This is a genomic window from Acidovorax sp. ACV01, from assembly GCF_014851495.1.
GTDB classification, from domain to species: Bacteria; Pseudomonadota; Gammaproteobacteria; order Burkholderiales; family Burkholderiaceae_C; genus Acidovorax; species Acidovorax radicis.
This window is the reverse complement of the sequence record NZ_JACUZT010000009.1, coordinates 217,904-242,818: the sequence shown is the minus strand read 5'-3', so window position 1 is coordinate 242,818 and position 24,915 is coordinate 217,904. Positions and strand designations below refer to the sequence as shown.

Below are 24,915 nucleotides of genomic sequence, written 5' to 3'. Positions count from 1 at the left end.
GGCAGAGGGCAGGGGACGGCAAGGGTGGACAAGAAGGGGCAGGAGAGAGCCCCGCGGCGAAGCGAGGCCCAGAACCATCAGTCCTTCCCCCGGCCCTGTTGGGGTTGCCTATCGCTTGCCACCCGCAATCTGGACCAGCATCCACAGCGCCAGTAAACCCACCATCTCCCAGGAGCTGAAGATCAGAAAAATCAGATAGATCCCGAACAACGTCAGGATCACGCGGGCGATGAAAGCCATCAAAAACGCAGACCGCAGGCATGGCCCTAGCGGCGCATCAGAGCCGCGATCACGGCCACGATCACGACCCCCGTCAGCCAGGTCTTGAGCGCCGGAAACATCGCCGCCGGCCAGAACAAGGCCTCGGCAATCCGATACCCCCACGTGAACGCCGTACCGCCATTGACGTAGGGCCCCCAGAAATACGCATAGAACGCGTACAAAAGGCCGATCACCAAGTACCCCACGATCAAGATACGAGCAAGCTTCATGACAAGAACTCCCTCAAAGCAGGGCGCTTGGCGCCCCTTGTTAAAACAAAACACCTGCGAGAAATGCCACTCAATTGAGAAGCAAACTCCGTAGATGCAAATAAAGCAGAACCGCATCCTCACGCGGTGCCTGCCAAACCCACCCCACCCACACGGCTGCCTGATCCGACCAACCTGCGCGAAGTCCTCGCTTACTGGGTGCGGCTCTTGCGTGTGCAGAAAGAGTGGTCCCAGGAGCGCCTGGCCCACGAGTGCGACCTTGACCGCACCTATGTGTCAGCCATTGAGCGCTGCAAGTGGAACGTCTCGCTGTCCAACATCGAGCGCCTGGCCCATGTTCTGGGTGTCGCACCATGGGCTCTGCTCAAGCCGCCCGAGGTGCCTGTACCGACCAAGCGCCGGGCGAGCCAGGCGCAGTAAAAGCCTGGATCCAGCAGCTCCTCGCTGCCCAACCAGCCTTCAGGCTAAAACCGCCATCCATCCTCCTCTTGGGTTTGTGACATTATGTGATGCAAACTCATCAGATCAACGCGGCCACAGGACAGCGGTTGACGCCAACGTGGCAAAGTTGGCAGGAGTGCAGCGCAGTTGCAGTGATGCCCTTCGGTGAGCCCAGTGGTCACCAGATTGCTACCATCGTGCTACCCACCGACAACACCCCGCCACAAGCCCTTTCCGAGACATGCCCACGAATCCACCTGCCACTGTCAACCACTGCGGCTACTGCGGAGCCAGCAGCTACCACCGGGTGGTAGCGCGCGACGAGGCGGGCGCCATGCGCTACACCTCGACCCTCCAGTGCACAGGCTGCGGCCGTGAATTCACCGATCTGCAGGACTGGCGGCAGGGCGGACAGGCGGCACAATCCACTGCTACGGCCCAATAGCTGAGCCTGAGCCTGAGCATTGAGGTCGACCACCACATCCCTCTGGCTCTTTGCCATCGTCGCAGTCTTCCTTTTTTTTTCTTCTTCGTCCATCCGCTATTCCATGCCCAGCTACTCCGAACTCCTGGCCCAGAAAAAATCCCTCGACGCGCAAATCGCCCAGGCCCACAAGGCGGAATCCGTGCAGGCGCTCGCCACCGTCCATGAATTGATCGCGGAGTTCGGCTTCACCGCCCAACAGGTGTTCCCCTGGAAGCCGCAGCCCAAGAAAGTCGCCGCGAAATACCGCGATCCCGATACCGGCGCCACCTGGTCCGGCCGGGGCAAGCCGCCCCAGTGGATTGCAGGTAAGGACCGCGACAACTTCGTGATCTGATTGCCTGTGCAAGGGCGGTGTCCTGAGCAAGGCGGAACCCACTTCGCTCATGTCAACACGAACATGACCCCCGACCCATCGCCTCCAGAGAAAACGGGCCCTGAGATTCAGCGTGATGTCCAGCGTCTGATGGGGCGCTGCCTGATCCGCATCCAGCAGTACGAACAGTTGCTGAAGGCGGTATTGGCGCACCACGAGATCGCTGGAGCCGTGGAGACTCTACACGCCCAGCCCGCGCTCCGCGCGGAGGAGCTTTCCGACAAGACACTCGGAACCCTGGTCAATCAGATGTTCGAGTCGTTCGTGGTCCCGGAGGGCTTCGAGCGCGATCTGCTGCCCGACGACAAGACGCCCACCGACCGGGCTTCCTTCGCGCACAGCTTCCGGATGGCGATGCCTCCTGAACACTGGGCGCAGACCAAGGCTGCCGTGAAGGAGCTTGTGTCCGCACGCAACGAACTCGTGCATCACTTCCTGTCGCGGTTCAACCTGTGGGATGAGCAAGGGTGCATGGATGCCATGGCCCATCTGCAGGAGCTCTACATGCGCATTGATGCCCACTATCAAGAGTTGAGAGCGTGGATGGTCGGTATGGAAAACGCGCGCCAAGCTGCGGCTTCCTTCATGCAGTCTGAGGTCTTCCTAGACTTGCTGTTCAATGGCATCAACCCCGATGGCAGCTTCGAGTGGCGAGATACCGGCATTGTGCGGGCGCTGCGCGAAGAGGTGCGAGCCCTCGCGGGGGAAGACTGGGTGGCTTTCGATATCGTCAAGGCGCGGATGCTGGAGCGGCATTCTGATCAGACGCCGCAAAAGTACCGCTGCAGCAGCTGGCAGCAGGTACTCACCGAATCCTGCGAGTTCGATCTCACGTACCGCCGCGATTCCGACACAGCCCCTAAAACAGCCTGGGTGCGCCTGCGCCCCCCGAATCCTCCACGCAGTGGGACCAAGGAACGCAAGCGCCCCGGGCGTGGCGCGGTCACACCCCCAACGGATCTGGCTCCAGAGCCAGGTTGAGCAAAGAGCTGGACGGCTGTCACAAAGACGCAGGTGGCTGAAGGACCACAGCTGCAATCACCAACCCACAGTCCAATCCGCCGTCCAAAGTGCGTGCCGTCCACACCGGCCGAAACAATCCCGCCCGGCGCGCCTGCGCATGGTCCGGATGGGCCCCGGGCTTGAGATGCTGGTTGTGCCCACACCCCCAGACCGGCGGCACCGTGGCATCCACCACCAGCAAGGCCGAAGCTTTGGTTGGCGCATGAATGCCTTGTACATGCCAAGACTCCTCCACCCCGGCCACAAGCATCCAGCGTGAAGGCGGGGCAGGCATGCGGAGTGCGTCGTGCTTGCACCGGGGCAAAGACTGCCACTGCAGCAACACGAGGCCACCGGCCGACACCGCACCCAGGCACTGCGCCAGCAAGGCTGAGGCTTCCTGCTCCCAGACCAGCTCCACACGAAGCTCCGCGAGGTGCCGCCGGGCATGGCGCCACATCGCCGCCCCAGTGCCTACCGAAGGAGTTGCAACGCGCTTCCCAGTGAGCAAGGCCACGGCTTGCTGCAGTGCCGCTGCCCCCGTGCGTTGTGCCTGCACCGGCGCCCGAACCAAGGTTCCGGGCAGTGCCACGGGGCCCGTGTCCAGATCCGTGCTGCGCCGATAGCTGGGTGCTGTCTCCATCACCAGCCCCCAGGCATACCGACGAACCACGCCCTCATGCGGCGGCATGGGCTGCCCCGGGATCACCGGTTGCAGGAACACGCGCCGCCATGGCTTCCTGCCGCCGGTTCAGCTTGCTGCGCAGGGAGATGGGGCCGGAGGTGTCCTTGGCCGACTGCGCCGAGGCTGCCGCACCATCGCCATCCGTATCGGATTCCGGATAGAACTCCTCCAAGACGCCCAACCCTTCTTCCTGCGACTCCTCGAACTCCCCCAGGGCCAAGCCTTGCCGTGCTGCGTCATCCAGCGCCGCCTGATCCAGCCCCATCGCTGCCTGCTGCTCACGCTCTTGCCGCGCCAAAGCCACGACCTGGGCCAAGGAAGCACCCGCACGCAGCGTCAGATCCACGTAGTAGATCGGCGTGCGGTGCGACAGCGTCGTGGACTTGCCCCGCAGCCGAAGCTCCAGTGGCAATCCCGCCAGCAGCCCACCCGACACCGCAAACAGATACCGAAGGCGTGCCGACAACGTCCGGATGCTGTTGAACCCCGTGGTCCGGAACACAAAGCTGCCCAACTCATCACCAGCCGTGCCCGTTTCGGTACTGCCATCCGCCTCCACCCGCACATGCAGCCTTCCATACGGCTTGCAGTTCCCATCCTGTGCCAAAGCACACACCGCAGGCGAAGGGCAGGGCAGGGACTGCATCCCTGACAGGGTCACCCGCTTGCAGCTCTCTCCATCTCCCACACACAGAGGCCTTCCCGTGGCCCGGTCAAACATCGTGTAGTTCGCCCTGAGGCTCAGATCCGGATCGTCAAACAGCAGCTGCACCGGAATGCTGCGCAGCTTGGCCCCCGGCTCCTTGCGCAATTGGGCATCCACCGGATGTGGCACCCACCCCTCCTTGTTCTGCACCTGGCTGGTCAAGGTGAACTCATCGTCCTTCTCTGGAAGACGACGTCCTGCCTTCTCCACCACCCGCCCAATCGCAATGCGCCCGATCACGGGCGGTGTCAAAGCCAAACCTTTGAGCATGTGAATCTCCTTGTTGAATGTGAAAACACCCCCTAAAACACAACGGGCCTCACCGTCACCGATGAAGCCCGTATGGGGAATGCGTTGAATGAAATGAATGACCTGTGGCTCTGACCACCCACCTCAGGTCTGCACCAGAAACCTCCGACTCCCAGGTTTGGGCACCGTGTAGGCCTTGACGATCTCCGGCTGCTCCTTGGCCAGCCGCGCTGTATCGAGCTGCGTCCCATCCCGGCTGCGCTTGAAACTCACCTCCCCACCATCGAACACCGCTCGGGAGGCATCCCCCATGCGCTGCTGAATGGCTTGCTTGAGCTGGGCTTCCAGGGCGATGTTGGTTGCCAGCACCTCCCTCACCGCCAGCAGGTCCGAGAACACCGCCCCCATCACCAGGTCGTTTTGGAGGTTGAGGGTGAACCCGGTGTCCCGGGGATAGAGCGCCCGCAAGGCCCGGTCTGCCGACTCCGACCCGTCGGCCGGAGGCTGCTGGTCCCGCTCCACATAGCCCCGGAACTCCCGCTCCAAGGTGATGAGCTGGGCGATCAGCTCCTCATCCCGCTCGATCCTAAAAATCTGCAACTCCTGGCCTCCCAGCAGCAAGGCCACATCCGCAGCCTGTTTGCCCGTGACGGCCAACTGGTGCTGGACCTGCAACTGCACATACTCCGGCAGCCCATCGCGCCAGAGCCAGGCCCCCTGAATCCCAGCGGTCTTGCACTCCAGCAACTGGACATCTGGCGTCCCTAGGACCTCCCGGTCGATATTGGCCAGCATCCATGGGTGCTCGGGATGCTGCAGCACCGCATTGATGCGTCGCACCCGGTTGCCCGTACGGCGCGTGTAGTGCGCTGCCACGATGGGCTCCAGCAGCGAACCCCAGTACATCGGACTCAGATCGTCCGCACCCCCATCGCCCGGTGGGGCGGTGGGGGCACGCCCGGTCTTCTCCATCCACAACTCCAGCTGCGACTGGTAGGGATTGAGCCCGACCGCCGCAGCCGCATCCGAACTGCCAATGCCTCCTTGGCGCACCTGCAACCACTGATCGCGATCCAGGTCCTGGGTCTTGACCAGCCGAAGGGCAGGGCGGGGACGCGGTGACGCCTCAGACCCTGGTGAAACAACAGGACGAACCATGCTGACTCCTTGAAGTGAAAACAACAAAAGCAACAACAACGACAACCACGACGCCACACCGCCCCCCAAAACAAAAGACCCCGGTCCACTGAAGGAGCCGGGGTCTATGCCGTGAAGGATGATGAAGGCAGATGGACAAACCGCAAAGAACGGCAGACACCGTCATGACGCCAACTGCAACGCCTGCTCCAGCGCCCGCTGCTTGAGGGTTGCCCCCTGGCCAAACCAGGCGCTATCGAGGCGGTACTCCTGACTGCGCGCCCGGCGCTCGTGGTCCACGAACTCGGTGACAGCGCACAGCAGTCCCCAGGCTGTGCCCTTGGCGGCTGCCAGCTCGGCGCCCCGGCCCTGGCCCTCGTACATGGCCTGCACCTTCTTGAGCGCGCGTTCGTTGGTCAGGCCTGCAGACGCGTCGGCATGCTCATCCGTCTGGCAGAGCACCTTGAGGAAGTAGTTCATGGACTCATGGCTCTTGACCTTGCGCTCGGACAAGGTCTTCATGCGGTACATGAAACCGTCCCATTGGGAGACGGCAATACCCAACTGCTTCTTGACCGCCTGCGCATCAAAGCTGGTGCTGTGAGGCACCTTGATCGCGCTCGACGTTCCAGACAGGGCAATCGACAGCGTGTTGTTGCAGACCACACGCACCGTCGTCGGTGTGGCCGTGGTCGCCAGTGTCCCATCACAGGACGTCGCCAACAGCAGATAGCCATTGACTACATCGTTGCCCTTGAGCGCCGAGGACTTGCCGGTACGGGCCAGGGCCCAGAACTTGCGCCCGGCCTTGAGAACCCCGGCAGTCTCCAGCTCATAACCAGAGACTTCCGTCAGATCCCGATAGAACTCCAGCACCTGCTTGGGCTGCACGACCTGGTAGCGGGCACTGACCACCGATAGCGGAGCCTTGGTGTCGCTCCGGTACAGCACCTTCTGGTCGGGAAACTCCATGGGTTCGGCATACAGCGCGGAGACGGAAGAGGCGGCGTTACCGCCCGTGCCAGGCTCCGTCGCCATGTAGCGCACGGGCGCCTCACGGATGGTCCAGTCCATGCCCGCTTCACGGGCCCAGACATCGATGGGTTGTTTGGCGGGCAGTTGCTGGCCCAGGTTGTGCCAGGGGGTCTCGCCGACATAGGCCATGGTTTGAACGAGGTGTGCCATTGGAAGCTCCTTGATAAATGAATGAAAAGAGAACGAGGGGGAGGGAAGTGAGAAAAGTGACAAGCGTTAGAAGTGCGAGCACTCAGGCGTACGGATCCCGGAAGCGGTAACCGCACTCCAGGCAGTGGTGGTTCTTGAGGCAGTTCTGATCGACGGCCTTGCCGATCTGGCTGCCGATCTCGCAGCCGACGGCGCCGCCGCTCAGGCCGCCCATGGCGGCTCCGGCGACGGCGCCGAGGACGACTCCAGCCGGGCCGACGAGCGATCCATAGGTGGTGCCGAGTGGGACAGAACGCAGGGCCGCTGCTGCGCCGCTGGCGGCTCCTGCGACTGCGCCGATCGCAGCTCCTGTGGTGCGGGCGCGATCGAGGGTTTCGATGCGAGGGGATTGGCATTGGGGGCAACTGATCACGAGGAAATCTCCTTGGTTGGTGGTGGTTGGAAGGAAAGAAGGGGGAGCGCGCTGGCAAAGAAAAAGCCCCGGGTGCTGGGCACGCGGGGCTTGGAGTAGGGGATGCGGACAGGTCTGGCGCTACCGAGACGGCATAGCGCCCGGCAGCGCTGGTGGGGCGTGCCGGGCGGGGAGGGCGTTAGATCGTGTCAATGCGGGGTGTAATCGGTTGGCAGCTCGAGGAAGTGATATGTGGTTGAAGAAATTTGGGATCGAACTTTGGATGACCTGCGTACGAATGAATCACCCGTCTAGACTCGTTGGAGCTGATGGAGCCAATCAAATTCGCGCTTGATCGGCTCCTGATCGCAACAGTCGCACTGTGCTTTCCTGGGTGTCATGCTCTTGACGCACTCGCCATCCATGCTCCCGTGCTTTCTTCATACCCGCAGAAAGACACTCAACATGGGCTTCGCACTCAACTCCTTCTGGCGCAGCTTGGCCACCAGTTTTACTTTGACCGCACTGACGGTCGCCCTGGCCGCCTGCGGCGGCAGTGACGATGACAACAACACCGGCGAATCCCGCGTCGCCTCGCTCAAATTGATCGGCACGGCCTCTCTCCCCACCGGCACGCTGTTTGAGGGCGTGGAGTTTGGCGGAATCTCGGGGCTGGACCAAGCCACCGATGGCAGCTACTGGGCCATCTCCGATGACCGGGGCGGCGAGCGGGGCACGCCGCGCTTTTACAACCTCTCTATCGACTACGCTGCCACCGGCCCGGTGACGGTCAAGGTCAATCGCCAGACGCATATGCAGCGCGAGGACGGATCCTCCTTCCCAGCATCGGCGCGCACGGTGGACCCCGAGGCGATCCGCCTGGCGCCCAACGGCAACCTGTATTGGTCCTCCGAGGGCAATTGGGGCACAACGGCTGCGACTCTGTTCCAGCCCTTCGTGCGAGAGATGACCACCGCAGGCAAGTTCGTGCGCGAGTTCAAGATGCCGGCGATCTACAACTACGTGGACAACGCCACCACGGGCGCGCGCAGCAACAAGCTCTTTGAGGCGCTGACCGTGGCGCCCGATGGCACGGTGTTCGTGGCCAATGAGGACGCGCTGATCCAGGACGGCCCGCTCACCACCGTGCAGGCCGGCAGCGTGGTGCGCGTGACGGCCCTGGACCCGGCCACGGGCTCGGCCAAGGCACAGTATGCGTACCAGTTGCTGAAGATTCCCGTGGATGCGCCGGCCGGCGCGCCGTTCGGCCCGGACAATGGGTTGTCGGATTTCCTGGCCATCGGCAACAAGAAGTTCATCGCGGTGGAGCGGGCCTTTGCCCAAGGTATCGGCAACACCATCCGTCTGGTGCTGACCGAGATTACCGATGGCACGACCAACGTGACCAGCATAGCCAGCCTCGCAGGTGCGGCAAGCTACACGCCCATGACCCGCAAGCTGCTGCTGGAGATGCCCATTACCTACCAGGGTGTGAAGCTCGACAACATCGAGGCCATCACCTGGGGAAAGACCCTGCCCAATGGCCACCGGACCATCGTGCTGGCGGCAGACAACAACTTCACGGCCAATACGCAGGCCAATCAGTTCATCGTCTTCGAGGTACTACCTGACTGAGTAGGGGCACAGGTACGACCTGCGGGTACCTCCCCGTAGCTCTTGCCTGCTGCTTGTTCAGGAACGGCCATTGGGCCGCGTTGAACTTGGCCGGACCAGCAAAGCCTTGCGTCTACGGTTTTCCAGTTCGGAGCCATCAACGCTGAAGCCTGAGTCCGTGTGCTGGAAGGTTTTCCCTTCCATGGGCTGCCAGCAGATCTATGTGCGGGGACATTCCGGCTGCGCTCTTGAGAGCGTCTGTAAGCGCTTCGGGGGTTGGCTCCTTCATAGAACGGGTTTCAATGCAATTTGTTGCAAGAAAACAAAAGGCCTTTCAAAGATTACAGAAGCCTACGTGATACATTGCGAAAAAAAGAGAGGGAATTTCAATGACAAGCATTCGCCCTGCGCGTAGGTTTCTTCGCGCCTCCTCGTCTACGACTGATCTAGCTTGGCATCCAGGGATCAGGTGCTCGTAGCGTATTCACCCCTAGTGCCTACTAACTCGCAATGAGTTTTTGCGCGCACGCTTGATGCATATGCAAAGCATGTCATAGGTCTGGGTGGATCGAGAAAAGTAAATCAGCTATGTGGTCGAGCCGGGATTTCCTCGGTTAAGCCCGTGTGGTTGTGGTTTTCTCATTTGCTAGCCAGTTGTGCCATCTACACGCACATTGTGCGGACATCAAGCGAAGTGACGCCTAGAAAGTTGCGGTAACTGCGCGCTAGATTTCGGTTCGAGATCGTTGAGCTCTTCTCTGCTTGTAAATTGCAGGGATAGTTTTCTGAGCCTCGGAATCGCCGAATTATTTCACCTGCATCCCTGGACTGGTGATTTTTCTTTTGAATAGTGCTCCTGGCTTGGCGATATATCACCAAATCTTGAACTGAGCATCGTTGTTCATAGACACAAGGCTAGTGCTTTCATGGATTTCTTTCGGACCTTTTTGCTTCCTCTCCTTGATCGGATTAATCAACGGATCGGGGGAGTAGTTCTCGTCTTACTATCGGTCATCGTTGGAGCGATTGGCTCGATAGGCGTCGCGCACGGCGCAGAGACGAAAGTTTCTGGTGTGATTGCCGTAGATAATATTTGGCGAATGAGCGGTTCTCCCTATGTCCTTCAGGGAGAGGTAATAGTTGACCAGGGGGCTGTACTCACCATTGAGCCGGGGACTGAAATCCGTATGGAGTCGGGAGCTTCTTTTACGCTCAAACAAGGGACCTTGTTTGGAAGGGGTACTAGCAGCCAACCAATTGTCATCACTTCCGCAAATCTAAGTAAAGCCCCCGGTGACTGGGGGCTTTGGCGCTTCTTGTCTGGAACGAAAAGTCCAGAAACGATTCTTGAGAATGTTCGCTTTGAGTATGGGAGTGGAATCGTCCTGCAAGGGGCTTCACCAATTCTCAATCGTATTTCGGTCATTAATCATGCTGGTCCAGCAATAAAGTCGGATTTAAAATCCTCGCCGTCGGGCTACGGATTGGAGGCATCCGGGAATGAGATTAATGCAATTTTGATGTCGACGGGGGTGATTTCTGATCAGGTTACCTGGGGGCTTACCGGAATTCCATACTTGATACAGCGTGGCCTAGTAGAAGTTGGAGCTGGCAATCAAATGCAATTTGAACCTCAGGATGTCCGTGTGGGCTTGAGCGAATCGGCGTTGGTGAAACTAATTCTCGATGAGCCTGCTCCTGCAGGCGGTAAACAAATTGCTATCTCCAGCTTGCCTGGTGGCTATATTGATGCCCTGGCAGATCTCAACGTCCCAGAAGGTTCAAAGGAGGTTCAGTTCTCAATCGAAGGGCGCTCAGTTGGTAGCGGCATTCTCAAAGCGGCGCAGGCTGAATTGGGAACTGCTCAGGCGAATTTTACCGTTGTTGAGTTGCCGCAACTGGGTATGAGTGCTCAGTACGCAAATGTTGCAGTTCACATGCCGTATTCGGCGAGTGTTATCTTGCCGATTGCTGCCCCGGTAGGGGGGGCAAAGATTAAGCTTGTGGCAGAGCCTGCTGATTGGGCGGAGCTTCCCGCTGAAGTCGTTGTCGCTGAAGGACAGCAGGAGGCGCAGTTTATTTTTAAGGCGATATCTTCTGGCGGATTCGATTTGGCTGCATCAAGCAGTGGTTACAGGACGGCCGTGACGCGAATTCTTTCGAGCCAAATGAAGCTGGGTCTCGACACTGAGAAACTACGACAAGCTATTCCCACGGGGGAAACTAGAGCCACCAGCCTCCTGCTTTCACATCCATCTCCTGTAGGGGGGCTAACGGTCAACCTAGCGACAGAGAATCCCAGTGTCGCCAAGGTTTTGGACTCTGCGCTTGTCGTTCCAGAGGGTGTTACTTCGCTTGTCGATGGTGTTCGGGTGCGTGGTATTTTGGAGGGCTCGACTTTCATTAATGCATCTGCAAGCGGTGCACTAAATGGCAATTCAGGGATATCCGTGAAAGATCCAGTTAGTTTGAAATTTGTATTGCACGGCGATGCCCCTAAATTGTTTGTTGGTACTGGAATGTTGAATCGCGGTGGAGTGAATATAGCGAGAGTGAAGCGTGGAGAGTTTTTTGACGACAATGTGGCGCTGGTAGTGTCGCTAAAGTGTGTGAACGGGAGTTACTGTTCTGTTCCTTCTCAGGTCACGATTCCTGCCGGTGGTCGTAATGTGATGGTTCCAGTTGAAGGGATCATCGAAGGAGAAACGGTCATCGAAGCTAGTGCCGTTAATGCGCTTCCAACTTCACTACCAGTTGTTGTTGAAGAGCCCACAGGTGAATTTTCAGGTTACTATGAATTCTATTACAAAAATCAGGGGTATGAGAATAGTATATCAATATGCTGGGGTAGCTCTGACCGCTCAATGGCCCAGTACCAGATAAGTAGCCAAGATCGTGTTTTTGATCTCAGTTTGGTTGATAAAAATCCCGCTAACGTAGCTGATGCTATTCGGGGCTCAGGGATTGTCGTCACGAGTGCGCGAATTCCAGCAGGAGAGCGATGTGTAGAGGGGTTCGATGTTTCGCATACTGGCATTGGTAGCTACCGACTTAGAGCTACGTCATCCTCTGGTAAAAATTATGATTCTTCTGTGATAACTGTTAAGCCTGATCACGGTTTGGAATTTGATTCCTGTGGTGATGGGTGCCGAGATCTGTCGGTTGCAAGGGGGTTGAGTTCGAATTTTACGATTCGAACCGTGAATTTTGGGAATGGTGAGCCTACTCCCGTGGAATTAACTATCCGGTTGCGCTGCGTAGATTCCTCTATTTGTTCTGTTCCTGCGGAAATAAAGATTCCAGAAAATACGGGATCTTGGGGGGATGGTCCTACGATTCCGCTGACGGGTATCAATTTTGGAGAGACGACCGTAGAGGCGGAAGTAATTAGTCATCCGCTCATCTATCCTGAGATATATAGAGCTCCTGTGACAGTGGAGGAGGGCGCAATTTATATCCCAGAATGGAATCCTGAGTATAAAGTGAGTCCAACTCCTAGAGAGATGGAGGTTTGCTTTTCAAGTTGGCGTAGCTATTCCCAATCTGATTTGACCGTCAATATTCAGAGTTCGAATACTTCAATTGTTAACCCTGTGGACGCAGTTCATACTTGGCCGGCGGATGAGACATGCACTGTATTTAACGTGAAGATTGAGGCGAAAGGCTCAGCCAATCTGACCGTTAGCGCTCCGGGGGTGGCTACTGCGCAATTTTTGATTGAGGTGCGCGAATGATATTCATGCATTCTTTTGCACCCAAGAGCAATTCGCGTGCGAAGTGCGGTGAATTTGCAAGTTGGCTAACACGCCTAGTTGGAGATACTTCGGTATTTGTACTAGCGGGGGCATGTTGGGCGCTAGTCGGACAGTCTTTTGCGGCCGAGCCTGCGAAGCTAACCATTGGCGATGGTGTGGTAGTTAAGTTCGCGCCGGCGCAGCAGCCTGACCAACCTAGTGCGGGGATATTGGTGCGCAGCCAGCTGGTGACAGCCCCGGGAGTAACTTTTACCAGTGCTGCCGATGATCGAATTGGAGGCCAGGCCTACCCAACGCCGGGTTCACCAAAAATTGGTGATTGGTGGGGAGTGTTCATTGCTCCAAGTGTAAATATCGGTGATGTTTCGATGAATGGGTTGACCATTCGATATGCCGGAAGCCAAGTTAATTTACCCGCCAAAGTAGGTTCAATTAGTGCGGGATTAACGCTGCCTGCAAAGAATTTCTCCTTTGATGGTCTGCGGCTGGACAGCAATTCCGTTGGTATTCGCGTTTACGGCGGTGGATCTCCATCTTTTACAAAAGCGAACATCAATGCCAATACTGTTGGTCTGCAGGTAGAGTCTGGCGCAACGCCAGTCGTGTCTCAAAGTAGTCTCCTGGGGAATACGAGCTACGCCATCCTGAATTTGCAACCTGCCAGTGTTGTTCAAGCAGAAGGAAATTGGTGGGGCCACAGCAGCGGTCCCAAGCAAACCGCCACTAATCCAATGGGCCAAGGGAACCCCGTTTCTGAAGGGGTGAACTATGGCTCTTTCGTGGCTGCGGGGCCTCTTCTCAATCCCTCTATCCGACTGGCGTCGCCTGCGCCCTATTTTGAGCAACGAACTATCAGCTTGCTCCTTTCCTGTACGAATGCCACTGAGTTCCGTGTTGCGGAAGCAGGGCAATTTGCGGGTATCCCATTTCAGGCGCTGACGAATGGTCAAGTGCAGATTCCCTTCGTGGTATCGGAGGGCGATGGTCAAAAGTCTCTCAGTGTCCAGTTCAGAAATGGATCCGGCACCGTGGTGACGGCCAATTTGGATGGCAGTGTGAGGGTCGATACGACGCCTCCGCTCGTTCGATTGATAAGCCCCGCTCCAGGGAGTCTTGTTAACGGACGCATCGCACTTGAGGCAGTGGCTGAGGACGGATCCGGTATCAGTCAACTGCAGTTCTTTGTAGATGGGCAGCTTTTTGCGACAAAGAACGCGCCGCCCTTTGTCTCCGAGTGGGACACCAGTCTCGTGGCGGAGGGCATACACACCATCAAGGTTCTTGCCAAGGACGCTGCAGGACGCACCAGTGAACAAAGTACTGACGTCACCGTTTCACGGGCCCCCCCTCAGGATGATCGGGATGGCCCCGCCATCGCAAATCTTGTCTTTGATGGGCTTGCTATTGCCAATGGGTCCAAGCTGGCTGGTGATGGAACTCTCTCTGTGGCAGTAAGTGATCGCAGTGGCGTGGCTCGGGTCGAGGTTCTGCTTGATGGCAATGTGGTAGCCGTCGCAAGCGGCAGCGGCGCTTACAGCACGCAGATTGATTGGAAAGGGATCGCCGCGGGTTCTCATACCTTGGCGATCAAGGCTTCGGACTCCGTTGGAAATGTCTCCAATGCCAGTTTCTCGATCACTGTGGAGCATCTGGCGCCAACCGTTCCTGTGATTGACCAACCAGTCAATGGAAGCACGACGCGTACAGCCACTCTCACTGTGGCCGGTCAGGCTCAATCTGGTGTGTCAGTCCAACTGCTCCTAAACGGCCAACCTAGCGGCAGTGCTCTGCCGGTTGGGACGGATGGCCGCTTTGGCGCTGCGATAACCCTGGTCAGTGGTTCCAACTCGATTCAAGCATCGGCAAGCAATGCCTCTGGAACCAGTGCTCTCTCTGCGCCTGTGCAGGTCACTCTGGATGTATCGGTGCCCGTTCGTCCGAGCTCGTTGCTCGCCAGTGCTTTGGCGGGCGGCAAGGTGCGATTGAATTGGACCAGGTCCACAGATCCGAACGTGACGGGGTATGTGGTCTTTAGATCAAATACGCCGTTCAGCACGGAGCAGGAAGCCGTCAAGATCACTACAAGTGCCCTTGCTGCCTCGGTAAGTCTTTTTGAAGACCTGCCGCCTGCGGATGGCCTGTGGGTGTATCGCGTGGCCGCCGTCAATAGTGCAGGCACGTTGTCTGAGCTGACGAACGCCGGGCAAGCCACTTCGGATGGCACGGCACCCAAGGCGGTCTCGATCAGCTACACCAGCCAGGGTAAGACAGACGCCGCCACTGGACGCATGGGGCAGGGTGTCGTCAGTGTAGTGCTGAAGACCAATGAAACCCTTCAAATGACGCCGTATCTGTCGGTCGTGCCAGAAGGCGGGGCGCCAATTCCCGTGGAACTGACACGCTCGTCCGACACGGAGTACCGGGGTACGTTTCTCATCAGTTCGAACACTCCGTCTGGGGTTGCCAACGCACTGTTTTCAGCGCGCGATGTGGTCGGCAACCGTGGAACAGATATTGACGCAGGGGCGTCGATCAGGGTGGACACAGAAGGGCCTGTGCTGTCGAACATCGTTTTGAGTCCGACTGCACCGATCAAAAACGACACCGCGCAAACGCTTCAGGTGACATTCACGCTCAGCAAGAAGCCTTCGTCGGTACCTCAGTTCAAGTTCCTGTTGTCGGGGCCTGTGCGTTCGCCAGTCACATTGAGCAGTGTGTCCCAAGTGAACCCCACGACTTTTTCCGCGAGCTTCTCTTTGCCGTCGGATGCGGGACTGGGGACGCCAGAGAGCTTGAGCTTTAGCCACATCTCCAAGGATGACCTGGACAACGTATCGAACAAGGTATCCTCCTTGAATCGGTTCCAGGTCTACCAGGGCAATCTGCCTCCGCTGGACGTGCCCTATGGCTTTACAGCCAAGGCCCAGGCTCAGGGCAAGGTGCGTCTCACGTGGCAGGAGGTCGAGCAAGCGACCAGCTATCAGCTGTACCGACAAGCCCCGGGGGCTGCAGTGCTGACACCGTTGATTCGCACAGGCGGTACGGAGTACATCGACCAGACCCCTGCGGATGGTGTTTACAAATATGCCATTGCCACCGTGAGGCAGTCCAATGGACAAGAATCTGTCTCGGGCCAAAGTGCGGTGGTCGAAGTGCAATCGAGTGCAACCGCACCTGGAGCGCCGCAGAACCTCACACTGTCGTTGACTGGTCAGGGGATTCTGGCCACCTGGCAACCTCCGCTTTCGAGCACTGTCGACCACTATCGGCTGTATCGTGGCGCGGGCACGGTCATTACTTCTGTGGATGGCCTGACGCCATACAAAGATCGCCTCAAGACGACTCAAGCGGTGGATGCGAGCCCGTCTCCCACTCATGGCGCGTATGTTGTCACGTCCGTGGATGCGGCGGGCAATGAGTCCGCGATTTCCAACTCCAGCTACCTGAACGCAAGTCTGTTGCCCGTTCGGGATCTTGTTGTGGAACAAATCGGCGGAGAGCTGCCGTTGCTGCGCTGGTCTGCGCCCAATGGAAACATTGCGGGCTATCTGGTGTACGTGGGGCCTGAGGGCAGCAGAACCAAGCTGACGCCTGCGCCCATTGTGGACACCCGAATGACAGACACGGGGTACACCAGTGGAGACCGCCGCTACACCATCGCCACCGTGGATGCCAATGGCGTGGAAATGCCCCGCTCGGTCCTGCTTCCGAGTGTGAGCAGCGAAATCGCTTCTGGATTGCCAATCAAGCGTGGTGTGATGAACAAGCTGCACGTGCAGGTTGTCAACACCTCCCCGCAATCCATCGATGGCGCCAAAGTGGTGGTGCGGTTGCCCATCAATCGCGACGCCACGCAGTTCAAGGATCACAAGTCCGAAGTGTTCTCCCTGGCCTCAAACGAAACCAAGTTGATTCCTGTCGTTGTGGGCGGATACGCTGACCTGCCTGGCGCCCCAAGAGCTCAGGTGGGTGTTGAGATATCGCCCGTAGAGGGAGAGTTGGTCAAGGTCGCGCGCTATCAGACGCTGGCAGTTTCTGAAAGCTCGCTCGTTGTGGGAATGTCCACGGACGAGTTCACCCGTGGAGCGACCGGCAAGCTGAAGTTGACCATCGAGAACACTTCTGACGTGGATGTTGAGCTGCTGACGGCAACGGACAACGGTGCCAACCCATCGAACGAGCTGCGCTTCAAGATACTTGATAGCGATGGCAATGTCCTTGCCACCCAGGCCTACAAGCAGGTGTTTGGCGCAAGCGTCGTGACCCTGACCAATGGGCAGACCGTGGCAAGAATCCCGGCCGGAAGCAAGTACGTCTCCGATGTCTTCTTGCTCAACGTGCCCAGCGCCAGTCCGAACAGCGTCCGTGTCCGGTTGGAGGTCGACAAGCTGCGTTACCACACGGGCCAAGAGGACGAACTGAGCATCGCCGGTCGAGGTTCCGAGAGGACTGTATCGTTGCTGGAGACGGCTTACTACGGTGTGGTCACTGACGTCAGCCCCATCAGCTCCTTTGGCGACAAGGACGTGGTGATCAAGGGGCGCGCGCTGGATCGCAGCACGCAGGCTCCAATGTCCAATACCCGCCTGAAGCTGGTGCTCAACCAGCAGGGGTTTGAGCGCGTGTTCAGTGTTCTCACGGATGTATCGGGCAACTTCGAGTACACCTTCAAGCCAACAATCACGGACGCGGGGCTCTACAAGGTCAGCGCCGTGCATCCGGAAATCACGGACCGGCCTGAACAAAAGTCCTTCACGATCAACCGCATTACGGTGGGCCCTACCCCGTTCAAGATTGATCTACCCAAAAACTACGCTTTCAACATTCCCTTTGTTGCGCAGGCAGGGGCGGGGACTTCGGCGACCAATCTGCGATTGCTCCTTAATCCGTCGGACCAGCCCACGGGGCAGGTGCCTCTGGGTGTGTCGGTGCAACTGCCGTCGCCGGTAAACATTCAGGAAAACCAGTCATTGAACCTTCCTGTGACGTTCTCAGCGAACAACGATGCGCAGCCTTCGGGCAGTCTGATACTCAGCGTTACCAGTGACGAGCATGGTGGTGCGCCGTTGGGACTTGCGCGGGTGGACTACAAGTTGTCGGAAGCGAAGCCCTTTTTGGTGAGCACACCGACCATGGTGGAAACAGGTATGTCGCAAGGCGGCAACCAGATCGAGAAGGTGATCGTCAAGAACAATGGCCTGCAAGATGCCATCAACCTGCGGTTCACCCTGACGAAGAGTGATGGCAACCCCGCGCCCAACTGGGCAACCATGGCAAACCAGGCCAATGGGTCGCTCACTGTGGGCCAAAGTGTTTCGATTGACTTGAGTTTTGCGCCGCCCGCCAGTACGCCAGAGGGCATCTACGAACTCAAATTGAATGTCGTGGGCGACAACATTCCAGCCCAGTCGCTGAACGTCTATGTCAATCTGACCCAGAGCGGCCAAGGCAATGTGCTGTTCAAGGCTTCCGACATCTATACCGCTACGGTGGGCAAGGATGGGAAGTTGATTCCGGGTCTTGCGGGCGCATCGATCACGATGCAGAACGAAGATGTGCCCAGCGTTTCACAGGAGTTGCTGACAGATGCCTTGGGTGAGGCGCTTTTTGAAAGCCTCCCTGCTGGTCGGTACAAGTTCCGTGCACGGGCAACGAACCATCAGGAGGTAGGCGGGCGTCTTGTGATTAAGCCTGGCGTCACGGCCAACCAGTCGGTGTTCTTGACCTACAACGTGATCAACGTGGAATGGAGCGTTCGCGAAATCACGATTCAAGACCGGTACGAAATCACGCTGAACGCCACGTTCGAGACAGATGTACCCGCCGCAGTGGTGATGGTGCAGCCTACCAGTATCAACCTGCCCAAGATGGCTGCAGGGGATGTGTACTACGGCGAGCTGAACATCACCAACTACGGCCTGATTCGTGCGGATGCCGTCAAGCAGCACCTGCCGCAAAGCGACGCGTATTTTCGCTACGAGTTTCTGGTCGAGGTCCCCAAGACCTTGGAGGCCAAGCAGCGCGTCACGATTCCCTATCGGGTGATCTCGCTGCAGTCGCTGGAGGCTGCAGCTTCAAGCGCCAACGCTTCGGGTGGGGGGTGCTACAGCTACAGCACAAGCTTCCGATTGGAATGCGCGTTCACCTGCAAGAACGGTGAACAGTCGACCTGTGGCTCCTCTGCATCGTGGTTTTCGGTGAGCAATAGCTCCTGCAGCTCTTCCTCGGGTGGGCCTTCCTCCCCGGGCGGCAGCAGCGGTATCAGTTGGCCTGGCGGTGCAGGTGGCTACGGCGGCGGCAGCAGCACCACCATCAGGATGCCAGGCAAGAAATGCGAATACATCGCCAGCCGCCTGCAGTGCAGCTGACGGCTATGACACGACAAGAATTTGAAGAAACGCGTATGGAAATGACACAGATGGATCACTCTCATAGCCAGTCCGTAACGCGCTGGCGCCTTGTGGCTCAGGCAGCGCGCACTTGCGTAGCCGGAGCTGCATTGCTGGTACTGGGCCTGTCGGGGGGAGTGCAAGCGCAGGTCGGCGCGCAGGTTTCGCTGCCCAACGGCTACGTGACGTCTTCAGGGCCAACGCTTCCGTATGCAAGCAGCGGAGGCGGAAGTGGCGCGCGTGGTTCGGGCTCCGGATCGGGAGGAGGCGGCGGCGTCAGCAGCGGCGGCGGTTTGGGCTGGGACGGACGGGAGTGGAAATTCGGAGCCCAATGGGACAGCCTGTCGCAAACCTGGAAGAACCTGACCGGAAGCAACACGGCAGACACCACAGGGGCGCTGGGCAGCACCTCCAGCGGAGGCGAGCCAGGCTGCTGGGTGTGGGTGGATGAAGACTGGCAGCCCTCACCCGAGATGGTCACGATTGGAGGCGTCTCCAAGCCCGTGACGGTGAACGGCGTGGTGCAAATGCAGGCCGTGGCGCCGATCCGCACCACACCGTTTAACAGGATCATGGGAGACGGGGGCAGCAAAAGCGACTACGCACCCGGAGTTCGGGTGAGCTTGGACTACGCCACCCTGTGCATGGGCAGCGGGGCGGGGATGATCGACGCAGAAGCCCTGCGCCTTGCCAACGAGCTGTACCTGGGAGACAACGGGCGCTACGCGTTCAACAACAACTCGGTGCTCGAAAAAAAGCCCGTCCAAGTACTGCCCGCCCCGGCAGGCGCTCCGGGGGCTGGCCAAATCAACGTTGACCCCCAGCCCAATGCCAAGGGTTACCGTAAGTCACAAAAATCGGGTGACTGGGTGGACTACAACACCCAGGGTCAAGTGGTGGCCATGGGCGACCGCAACAACAACACCATTTGGCTGCAGCGCGACAACACGGGGCGCATGGTTGCGCTGGTGGACGGCAACGGACGCGTGCTGCAAACCCTGCACTACACCGGAGAGCTGATCACGGAAGTGCGTGACCAGCCCGTGGCGGGCCTGGAAGGCGATCTGCCCGCGCGCAGCATCAAATACAAATACGACGACCGCAACCGCCTCACCCACATTACCGACGCGCGTGGCCACACCATCGAATACGGCTACGACCCCTCCAATCGCATCAACAAGATCACCGACCAGGAAGGGCGGGTAGAGCGCATCGTCTATGAAGGCGACCTCATCAAACAGCGCATTACGGCAGACGGTGGCGTGACCGACTATGAGTTTGACTACGACAATGTCAACAAACAGTTCACCAGCAAGATCATTGGCCCGGAAACCCCCGCGGGTCGCCGCGTGGAAACCTTCACGCACAACCGCGTGGGCAAACTCGTGCAGCGCACCGTCAATGGCCAGGTCGAGGCCACCGTGCGCTACGACACCGGCGCCCGGGCCGAGATCAGCACCAACGCGCGGGGCTACACCACCCGCACCGTGCGCAACGAGTACGACCAGATCACAGAAGTCACTTTGCCGGACGGCTCGGTGCGCAAGACCAGCTACTCCGCTCAGCACCTGGGCATCACGGAAGAAACCGACGAGTTGGGCTTCAAGACCCAATACCAGTACGACACTGCCGGCAGCCTCGTCAAGACGATCCAGGCCGTAGGCACGCCGGACGAACGTGTCACGGAATACGAACGCGATAGCAAAGGCTTTGCGCGCCGTATCACCCGCAAGGGGCGCACCGAATTCAACGGCACCACCACCCCTGATGCCGTGTGGCAGATCGAATACGACGCCCAAGACAACATCCGCCAGACCATCGACCCCGAAGGCCACAAGCGCAGCTACGTGTTCAACCGGGTGGGCGACCTGGTCAAATACACCAACCCGCAAGGCCACTCGTGGACTTACACCTACGACGCCGACAGCAACCAACTGGGTGAGAAAGACCCTGCGGGCCGTAGCATCAGCTACACCTACGACAAGGTCGGCAACCTGCTCACCGCCACCGACGAACGCGGCAAGGTCTACAGCTACGCCTACGATGCTGCCAACCGCCAGATCAGCCAAACCGACCCGCTGCAAAACCACTACAGCGTGACCTATGACGTGCGTGGGGCCCTGGCCAGCGTCAAAGACGCCAGCGGCAAGACCATGCGCATGGACTACGACGCGCTGGCCCGCCTGACCAAGGCCACGGACGGCAAGGGGCAAACCTACGGCGCCGAATACACCGAAGCCGATGGCGTCGAGAAAAACTCGATGCAGCCCAGCAAGGTGATCTACCCCACCATGCAGCGCGTCATGCGCTACAACGAGCGCGACAGCCTGGCTCTCAAGAACGACGTCGCAGGCAGCGAAACGCGGGTGGAAAGCTACGGCTACGACAAGGCTGGCCGGCGCAAAACGCTGACCGACGCCAACGGCAAAACGCGCACCTACGAATACAACGCCTACGGCCAGGTCACCACCGCCAAAGACCCGCTCGGCAACACCCTGCGCCTGGTCCATGACACCCGGGGCAACGTCATCGAAGTGATCGACCCGAGCGGTGGCCGCACCCGCATGGGCTACGACCGGCGCAGCCTCCTTGTCATCAGCACCGACCCACTGGGCAACACCACCCGCTACGAATGGAACAGCAACGGCTGGCTGAGCGCCATTCTGCAAGCCAATGGCCAAAAGGTGACCTATGGCTACGATTCTGTCGGGCGCATCACCCAGCACCAGGAATACGACGCCCAAGGCGCCCAGCAAAAGACAGCCAGCTACACCTACGACGACGCAGGCAATCTGCTCACCTGGAACGACGGTACCTTCTCGTCCTTGCGCAGCTACGACGACGCAGACCAACTCACGAATGAAACCATCACCTACGGCGCAGGCCAAGACAACTTCACGCTCAGCCACGCCTACACCTACCATGGCAACCACCAGATCAAGACCTATACAGGTCCTGATGGCGTCACCATCAGCTACGAGTTTGACGGGGCCGCCCAGCTCGAACGAGTAGAGATCCCCGGTGAAGGCACCATGGCCGTTACGGAATGGCAATGGTTCCAGCCCAAGAAAGTGCTCCTACCCGGCGGCTCCGAGCAGCGCATGGAATACGATGGCTACCAGGGCCTGACCCAACTCAAGGTCGTCAACCCCAACCAGGCGGCCGTGTTCGAACTCAAGAACCAGTACGGCAAGCTGGCAGAAATCCAGAACACCCGCATCGACGGCAACGAACTGGCTTACACGCACGACGACGCAGGGCGCCTGACCCAGGTTAACGCAGGCCTGCTGTCTGCACGCAGTGAAACCTTCACCCTGGACGCCAATGGCAACCGCCTCACGCACAACCAGACTGGCAGCACCCAGTGGCAATACGACGCTGCCGGGCGCCTGACCCAGCGCCCCAGCGTATCGGGCAGTGGCACCACCACGTACCAGTACGACGCCAGCGGCAATCTGATCGTAAAAACCGACACCGGCCGCCCCGAACCCTACCGCACGACGCGCTACACCTGGGACGCCTTCAACCGCCTGGCAGAGGTCAAAGACGGGGCAGGCCAACGCATCGCCCGCTACGCCTACGACCCCTTCGACCGGCGCATCCGCAAAGAGCGGGGCGACTCGGCCACTCTGCAGGCCAGCGCAGGCGCACCCAACAGCGCCACGCACTACCTGCACACCGAATGGGGCCTGCTGGCCGAAGCCGACGGCAGCGGTCAGCTCACCACCACCTATGGCTGGAACCCTCAAAAGGACAACGGCGTTGCGCCCCTGTTTGCGCGCACACCCGATGCCGCCAACCCGGGCCAATGGCGCACGGTGTACTACCACAACGACCACCTGGGCACCCCGCAGCGCATCACCGACAAGAGCGGCGCCGTCATCTGGGCGGCCGACTACGACGCCTACGGCAAGGCCATCACCCGCACTACGGTGGATGCTGCCAAGGCCATGACCAACAACCTGCGCTACCCCGGCCAATACTGGGATGCCGAGACGGGTCTGCACTACAACGACCGACGCTACTACGACCCAGAAACGGGTCGGTACCTGAGCAGCGACCCAATCGGGTTTGAAGGTGGGATCAACCTCTACGCCTACGCGGCCGCAGCGCCGGGGCGCTACACCGACCCCACCGGCGAAATCATCCCTTGTTTGCTGCTTAACTACGCCCGTTGCAACGTCATGTGCAACATCGAAAGCGCTGTGGGCGACGCCTTCATGAACTGTGGCGAGGTGAACTGGGCGCAAAACGCCAAGGACTGCCTCAAGAGCTGCATCTTTGCGATGTTGCCCGTGCCCGACCCATGTGGCCGGTTTGGCAAGCTATTTAGCTTGGTCGCAGGAGCTGCGGGAGGCAACAGTTTTACCGGCGAAACCCTGGTGCACGTCAGAGACCGCCAGGGCAAGCCTGCCCTCAAGCCGATTGTCGACATCAAGATCGGTGACGAAGTGCTGGCTTGGGATGAAATGGCGGCGCACGACGGCAAGCTCAAGCAAGACAAGAACGGCTACAGCCAGGAAGTTCAAGCCAAAACAGGCGCCAGCGCACAGCAGATAAGCGCAACCCGCTATGAAAAGGTGAGCGATGTCTACAGCAGCGAGAAAGAGCGCAAGCTGGTGCACATCACGCTGGCTGGTGGAAGGAGCATTACCGCGACTGACGGACACCCATTCCGCACCAGCGAAGGCTGGCGGGATGCGGTGCTGTTGAAGAAGGGCACCAAGCTGCTGCTGATGGGCAGCGGGGAGAGGGATGACGACTCAGCAGGCGTGGCCACGATTGAGGACGTGCGGATCGAGGTCAAGATAGTCCGGGTTTACAACCTCGAAGTTGAGAACCTACATACGTTCTTTGTGGGGGAGTCCGGGTATATTGTTCACAATGGTTTTGGGTCATATACCTGTCATTTCAAGAGTGGGAAAAAATATCACGGAAAAGGTGATTGGGACCGTGCGCAAAAATCTGCTAGAGATAAAACTGACAAATATAAAGATGAATTGCTATTCATTGATTGGACACCGGCTGCAAATGACAATGAATCTTTTAAAGACGAACACAGGCGAATGATGACAGATGCCGGCGGTCACCGTAGTTCTGATAATTACAACTGGCGAGCATCTCCGGGGCGGAGGTTCTTGAAATGATTAAGCTGATTAAAAACTCTGAGGGTAAAAATTTCTGGCTGCTGGATGGGTTTAATGTGAATGAGGCGATTGAATGCATTAATGAGTCGGATGTCAAAAGAGTTTCCTTGAACTTGACCGGCAGCAGTGCTCTCAATGACATTGATTTTCTTTCTCTGATTGCTGGGGTTAAGACCGTGTCTGTGGAGTGTGAAAAAATAATCGATGTGAGTGTGTTGAATAAACTTCCTGATTTAAAGGAAATATATTTATGCAAGAATGTTTTGGCAGATTTTGATTTGGGAGAGCTTCAAGGGGTTGAAGAAATTGGTATAGAAATTGGCCGATGGAGGTTGCTGCCTAGTACCCGTATGCCAAAAGTCAAAAGACTATGGGTTGATTTTCACAAAGGTGCTGATTTGGCATTTCTAGAGAAATTCCCCAATATGGTGGATCTTTCGGTTCTTCAAGCTAGAAATCTAAATAATCTCTCTGGTGTGGAATTCTGCCCTCGTCTGGAAAAAATAATTCTTGGATATTGTCAAAATCTGCTCGATATTTCCGCGCTTGGGGCTTTGAGTAAAATTCGTTATCTTGAGATGATGAATTTGATGAAGTTGTCAAGTGTGGCTTCTATTTTTGAGTTGCCATCTTTGACATCTCTTATCATTGAGAAACTACCAAAAATCGATAGTCTGAAAAAAATTGCGAGTATGCCAGATCTCGAAATTTTCTCTCTGATTAAAACGGAAGTGTGTGACGGGGATTTTGAATTCTTTTGTGGCATGCCGAAACTGCGTCATTGTTACATTAAGCCAAACAAATCGCATTATCATCCGTCGGCAAAATACCTGTATGGGCATTTTGGTGGATCCAATTAACGC

16 protein-coding genes are annotated in these 24,915 nt (G+C 58.1%); 9 read left to right on the top strand and 7 right to left on the bottom strand.

All coding sequences use genetic code 11. The annotated features are described in order from the left end of the window. Positions 1-108: 108 nt before the first annotated feature. Positions 109-240 (bottom strand): hypothetical protein, encoded by a 132-nt coding sequence (locus IB243_RS27320; RefSeq protein ID WP_255509301.1) that lies wholly within the window; start codon positions 238-240, stop codon positions 109-111. Between the two features lie 26 nt (positions 241-266). Continuing rightward, on the bottom strand, positions 267-491 hold the full coding sequence (locus tag IB243_RS23405) for a hypothetical protein (RefSeq protein ID WP_192429595.1): 225 nt from the start codon (positions 489-491) through the stop codon (positions 267-269). 126 nt (positions 492-617) lie between these two features. Here IB243_RS23405 and IB243_RS23400 point away from each other — a divergent pair, with 126 nt between their 5' ends. From IB243_RS23400 to IB243_RS23385, 4 genes are all read left to right on the top strand, one after another. Next, positions 618-911, top strand: coding sequence for a helix-turn-helix transcriptional regulator (locus IB243_RS23400; RefSeq protein ID WP_192429594.1), 294 nt, complete (start codon positions 618-620; stop codon positions 909-911). Between the two features lie 262 nt (positions 912-1,173). Beyond that, positions 1,174-1,377, top strand: a complete 204-nt coding sequence (locus IB243_RS23395; protein ID WP_192429593.1) for a hypothetical protein — start codon at positions 1,174-1,176, stop codon at positions 1,375-1,377. Between the two features lie 103 nt (positions 1,378-1,480). Next, the gene (locus IB243_RS23390; RefSeq protein ID WP_192429592.1) at positions 1,481-1,753 is read left to right on the top strand and encodes an H-NS family nucleoid-associated regulatory protein; all 273 of its coding nucleotides are present in this window, start codon (positions 1,481-1,483) and stop codon (positions 1,751-1,753) included. Positions 1,754-1,816: 63 nt separating this feature from the next. Beyond that, entirely contained in the window at positions 1,817-2,773 is a 957-nt protein-coding gene (locus IB243_RS23385; protein WP_192429591.1) for a hypothetical protein, read from the top strand. 19 nt (positions 2,774-2,792) lie between these two features. Here the strand turns inward: IB243_RS23385 and IB243_RS23380 are convergent, their stop codons facing one another. The 5 genes from IB243_RS23380 to IB243_RS23360 all read right to left on the bottom strand — a co-directional run bounded on the left by IB243_RS23380 (position 2,793) and on the right by IB243_RS23360 (position 7,168). Further along, complete coding sequence (locus tag IB243_RS23380) at positions 2,793-3,485, bottom strand: hypothetical protein (RefSeq protein ID WP_192429590.1); 693 nt, start codon at positions 3,483-3,485, stop codon at positions 2,793-2,795. Next, positions 3,472-4,455, bottom strand: coding sequence for a phage capsid protein (locus IB243_RS23375; protein ID WP_192429589.1), 984 nt, complete (start codon positions 4,453-4,455; stop codon positions 3,472-3,474). Before IB243_RS23375 ends, IB243_RS23380 begins: the two co-directional genes overlap by 14 nt. Positions 4,456-4,578: 123 nt before the next feature. After that, on the bottom strand, positions 4,579-5,592 hold the full coding sequence (locus IB243_RS23370) for a YqaJ viral recombinase family protein (RefSeq protein WP_192429588.1): 1,014 nt from the start codon (positions 5,590-5,592) through the stop codon (positions 4,579-4,581). Positions 5,593-5,754: 162 nt separating this feature from the next. Further along, positions 5,755-6,756: a DUF932 domain-containing protein gene (locus IB243_RS23365; RefSeq protein ID WP_192429587.1), complete on the bottom strand. Its 1,002-nt coding sequence runs from the start codon at positions 6,754-6,756 to the stop codon at positions 5,755-5,757. A gap of 82 nt (positions 6,757-6,838) precedes the next feature. Further along, a complete protein-coding gene (locus IB243_RS23360) occupies positions 6,839-7,168 on the bottom strand; it encodes a hypothetical protein (RefSeq protein WP_192429586.1) in 330 nt (109 codons plus the stop codon). Between the two features lie 444 nt (positions 7,169-7,612). Between IB243_RS23360 and IB243_RS23355 the strand changes: the two genes are divergently transcribed. The 5 genes from IB243_RS23355 to IB243_RS23335 all read left to right on the top strand — a co-directional run bounded on the left by IB243_RS23355 (position 7,613) and on the right by IB243_RS23335 (position 24,912). Next, entirely contained in the window at positions 7,613-8,782 is a 1,170-nt protein-coding gene (locus tag IB243_RS23355) for an esterase-like activity of phytase family protein (protein WP_225585263.1), read from the top strand. A gap of 905 nt (positions 8,783-9,687) precedes the next feature. Continuing rightward, a complete protein-coding gene (locus IB243_RS23350; RefSeq protein WP_192429584.1) occupies positions 9,688-12,495 on the top strand; it encodes a hypothetical protein in 2,808 nt (935 codons plus the stop codon). A gap of 233 nt (positions 12,496-12,728) precedes the next feature. Next, the gene (locus IB243_RS23345; protein WP_370540382.1) at positions 12,729-18,884 is read left to right on the top strand and encodes an Ig-like domain-containing protein; all 6,156 of its coding nucleotides are present in this window, start codon (positions 12,729-12,731) and stop codon (positions 18,882-18,884) included. Between the two features lie 50 nt (positions 18,885-18,934). After that, positions 18,935-24,052, top strand: coding sequence for an RHS repeat-associated core domain-containing protein (locus IB243_RS23340; protein ID WP_192429582.1), 5,118 nt, complete (start codon positions 18,935-18,937; stop codon positions 24,050-24,052). Next, complete coding sequence (locus tag IB243_RS23335; protein ID WP_192429581.1) at positions 24,049-24,912, top strand: hypothetical protein; 864 nt, start codon at positions 24,049-24,051, stop codon at positions 24,910-24,912. The genes IB243_RS23340 and IB243_RS23335 overlap by 4 nt, the downstream gene beginning before the upstream one ends. The last annotated feature ends 3 nt before the right edge of the window (positions 24,913-24,915 follow it).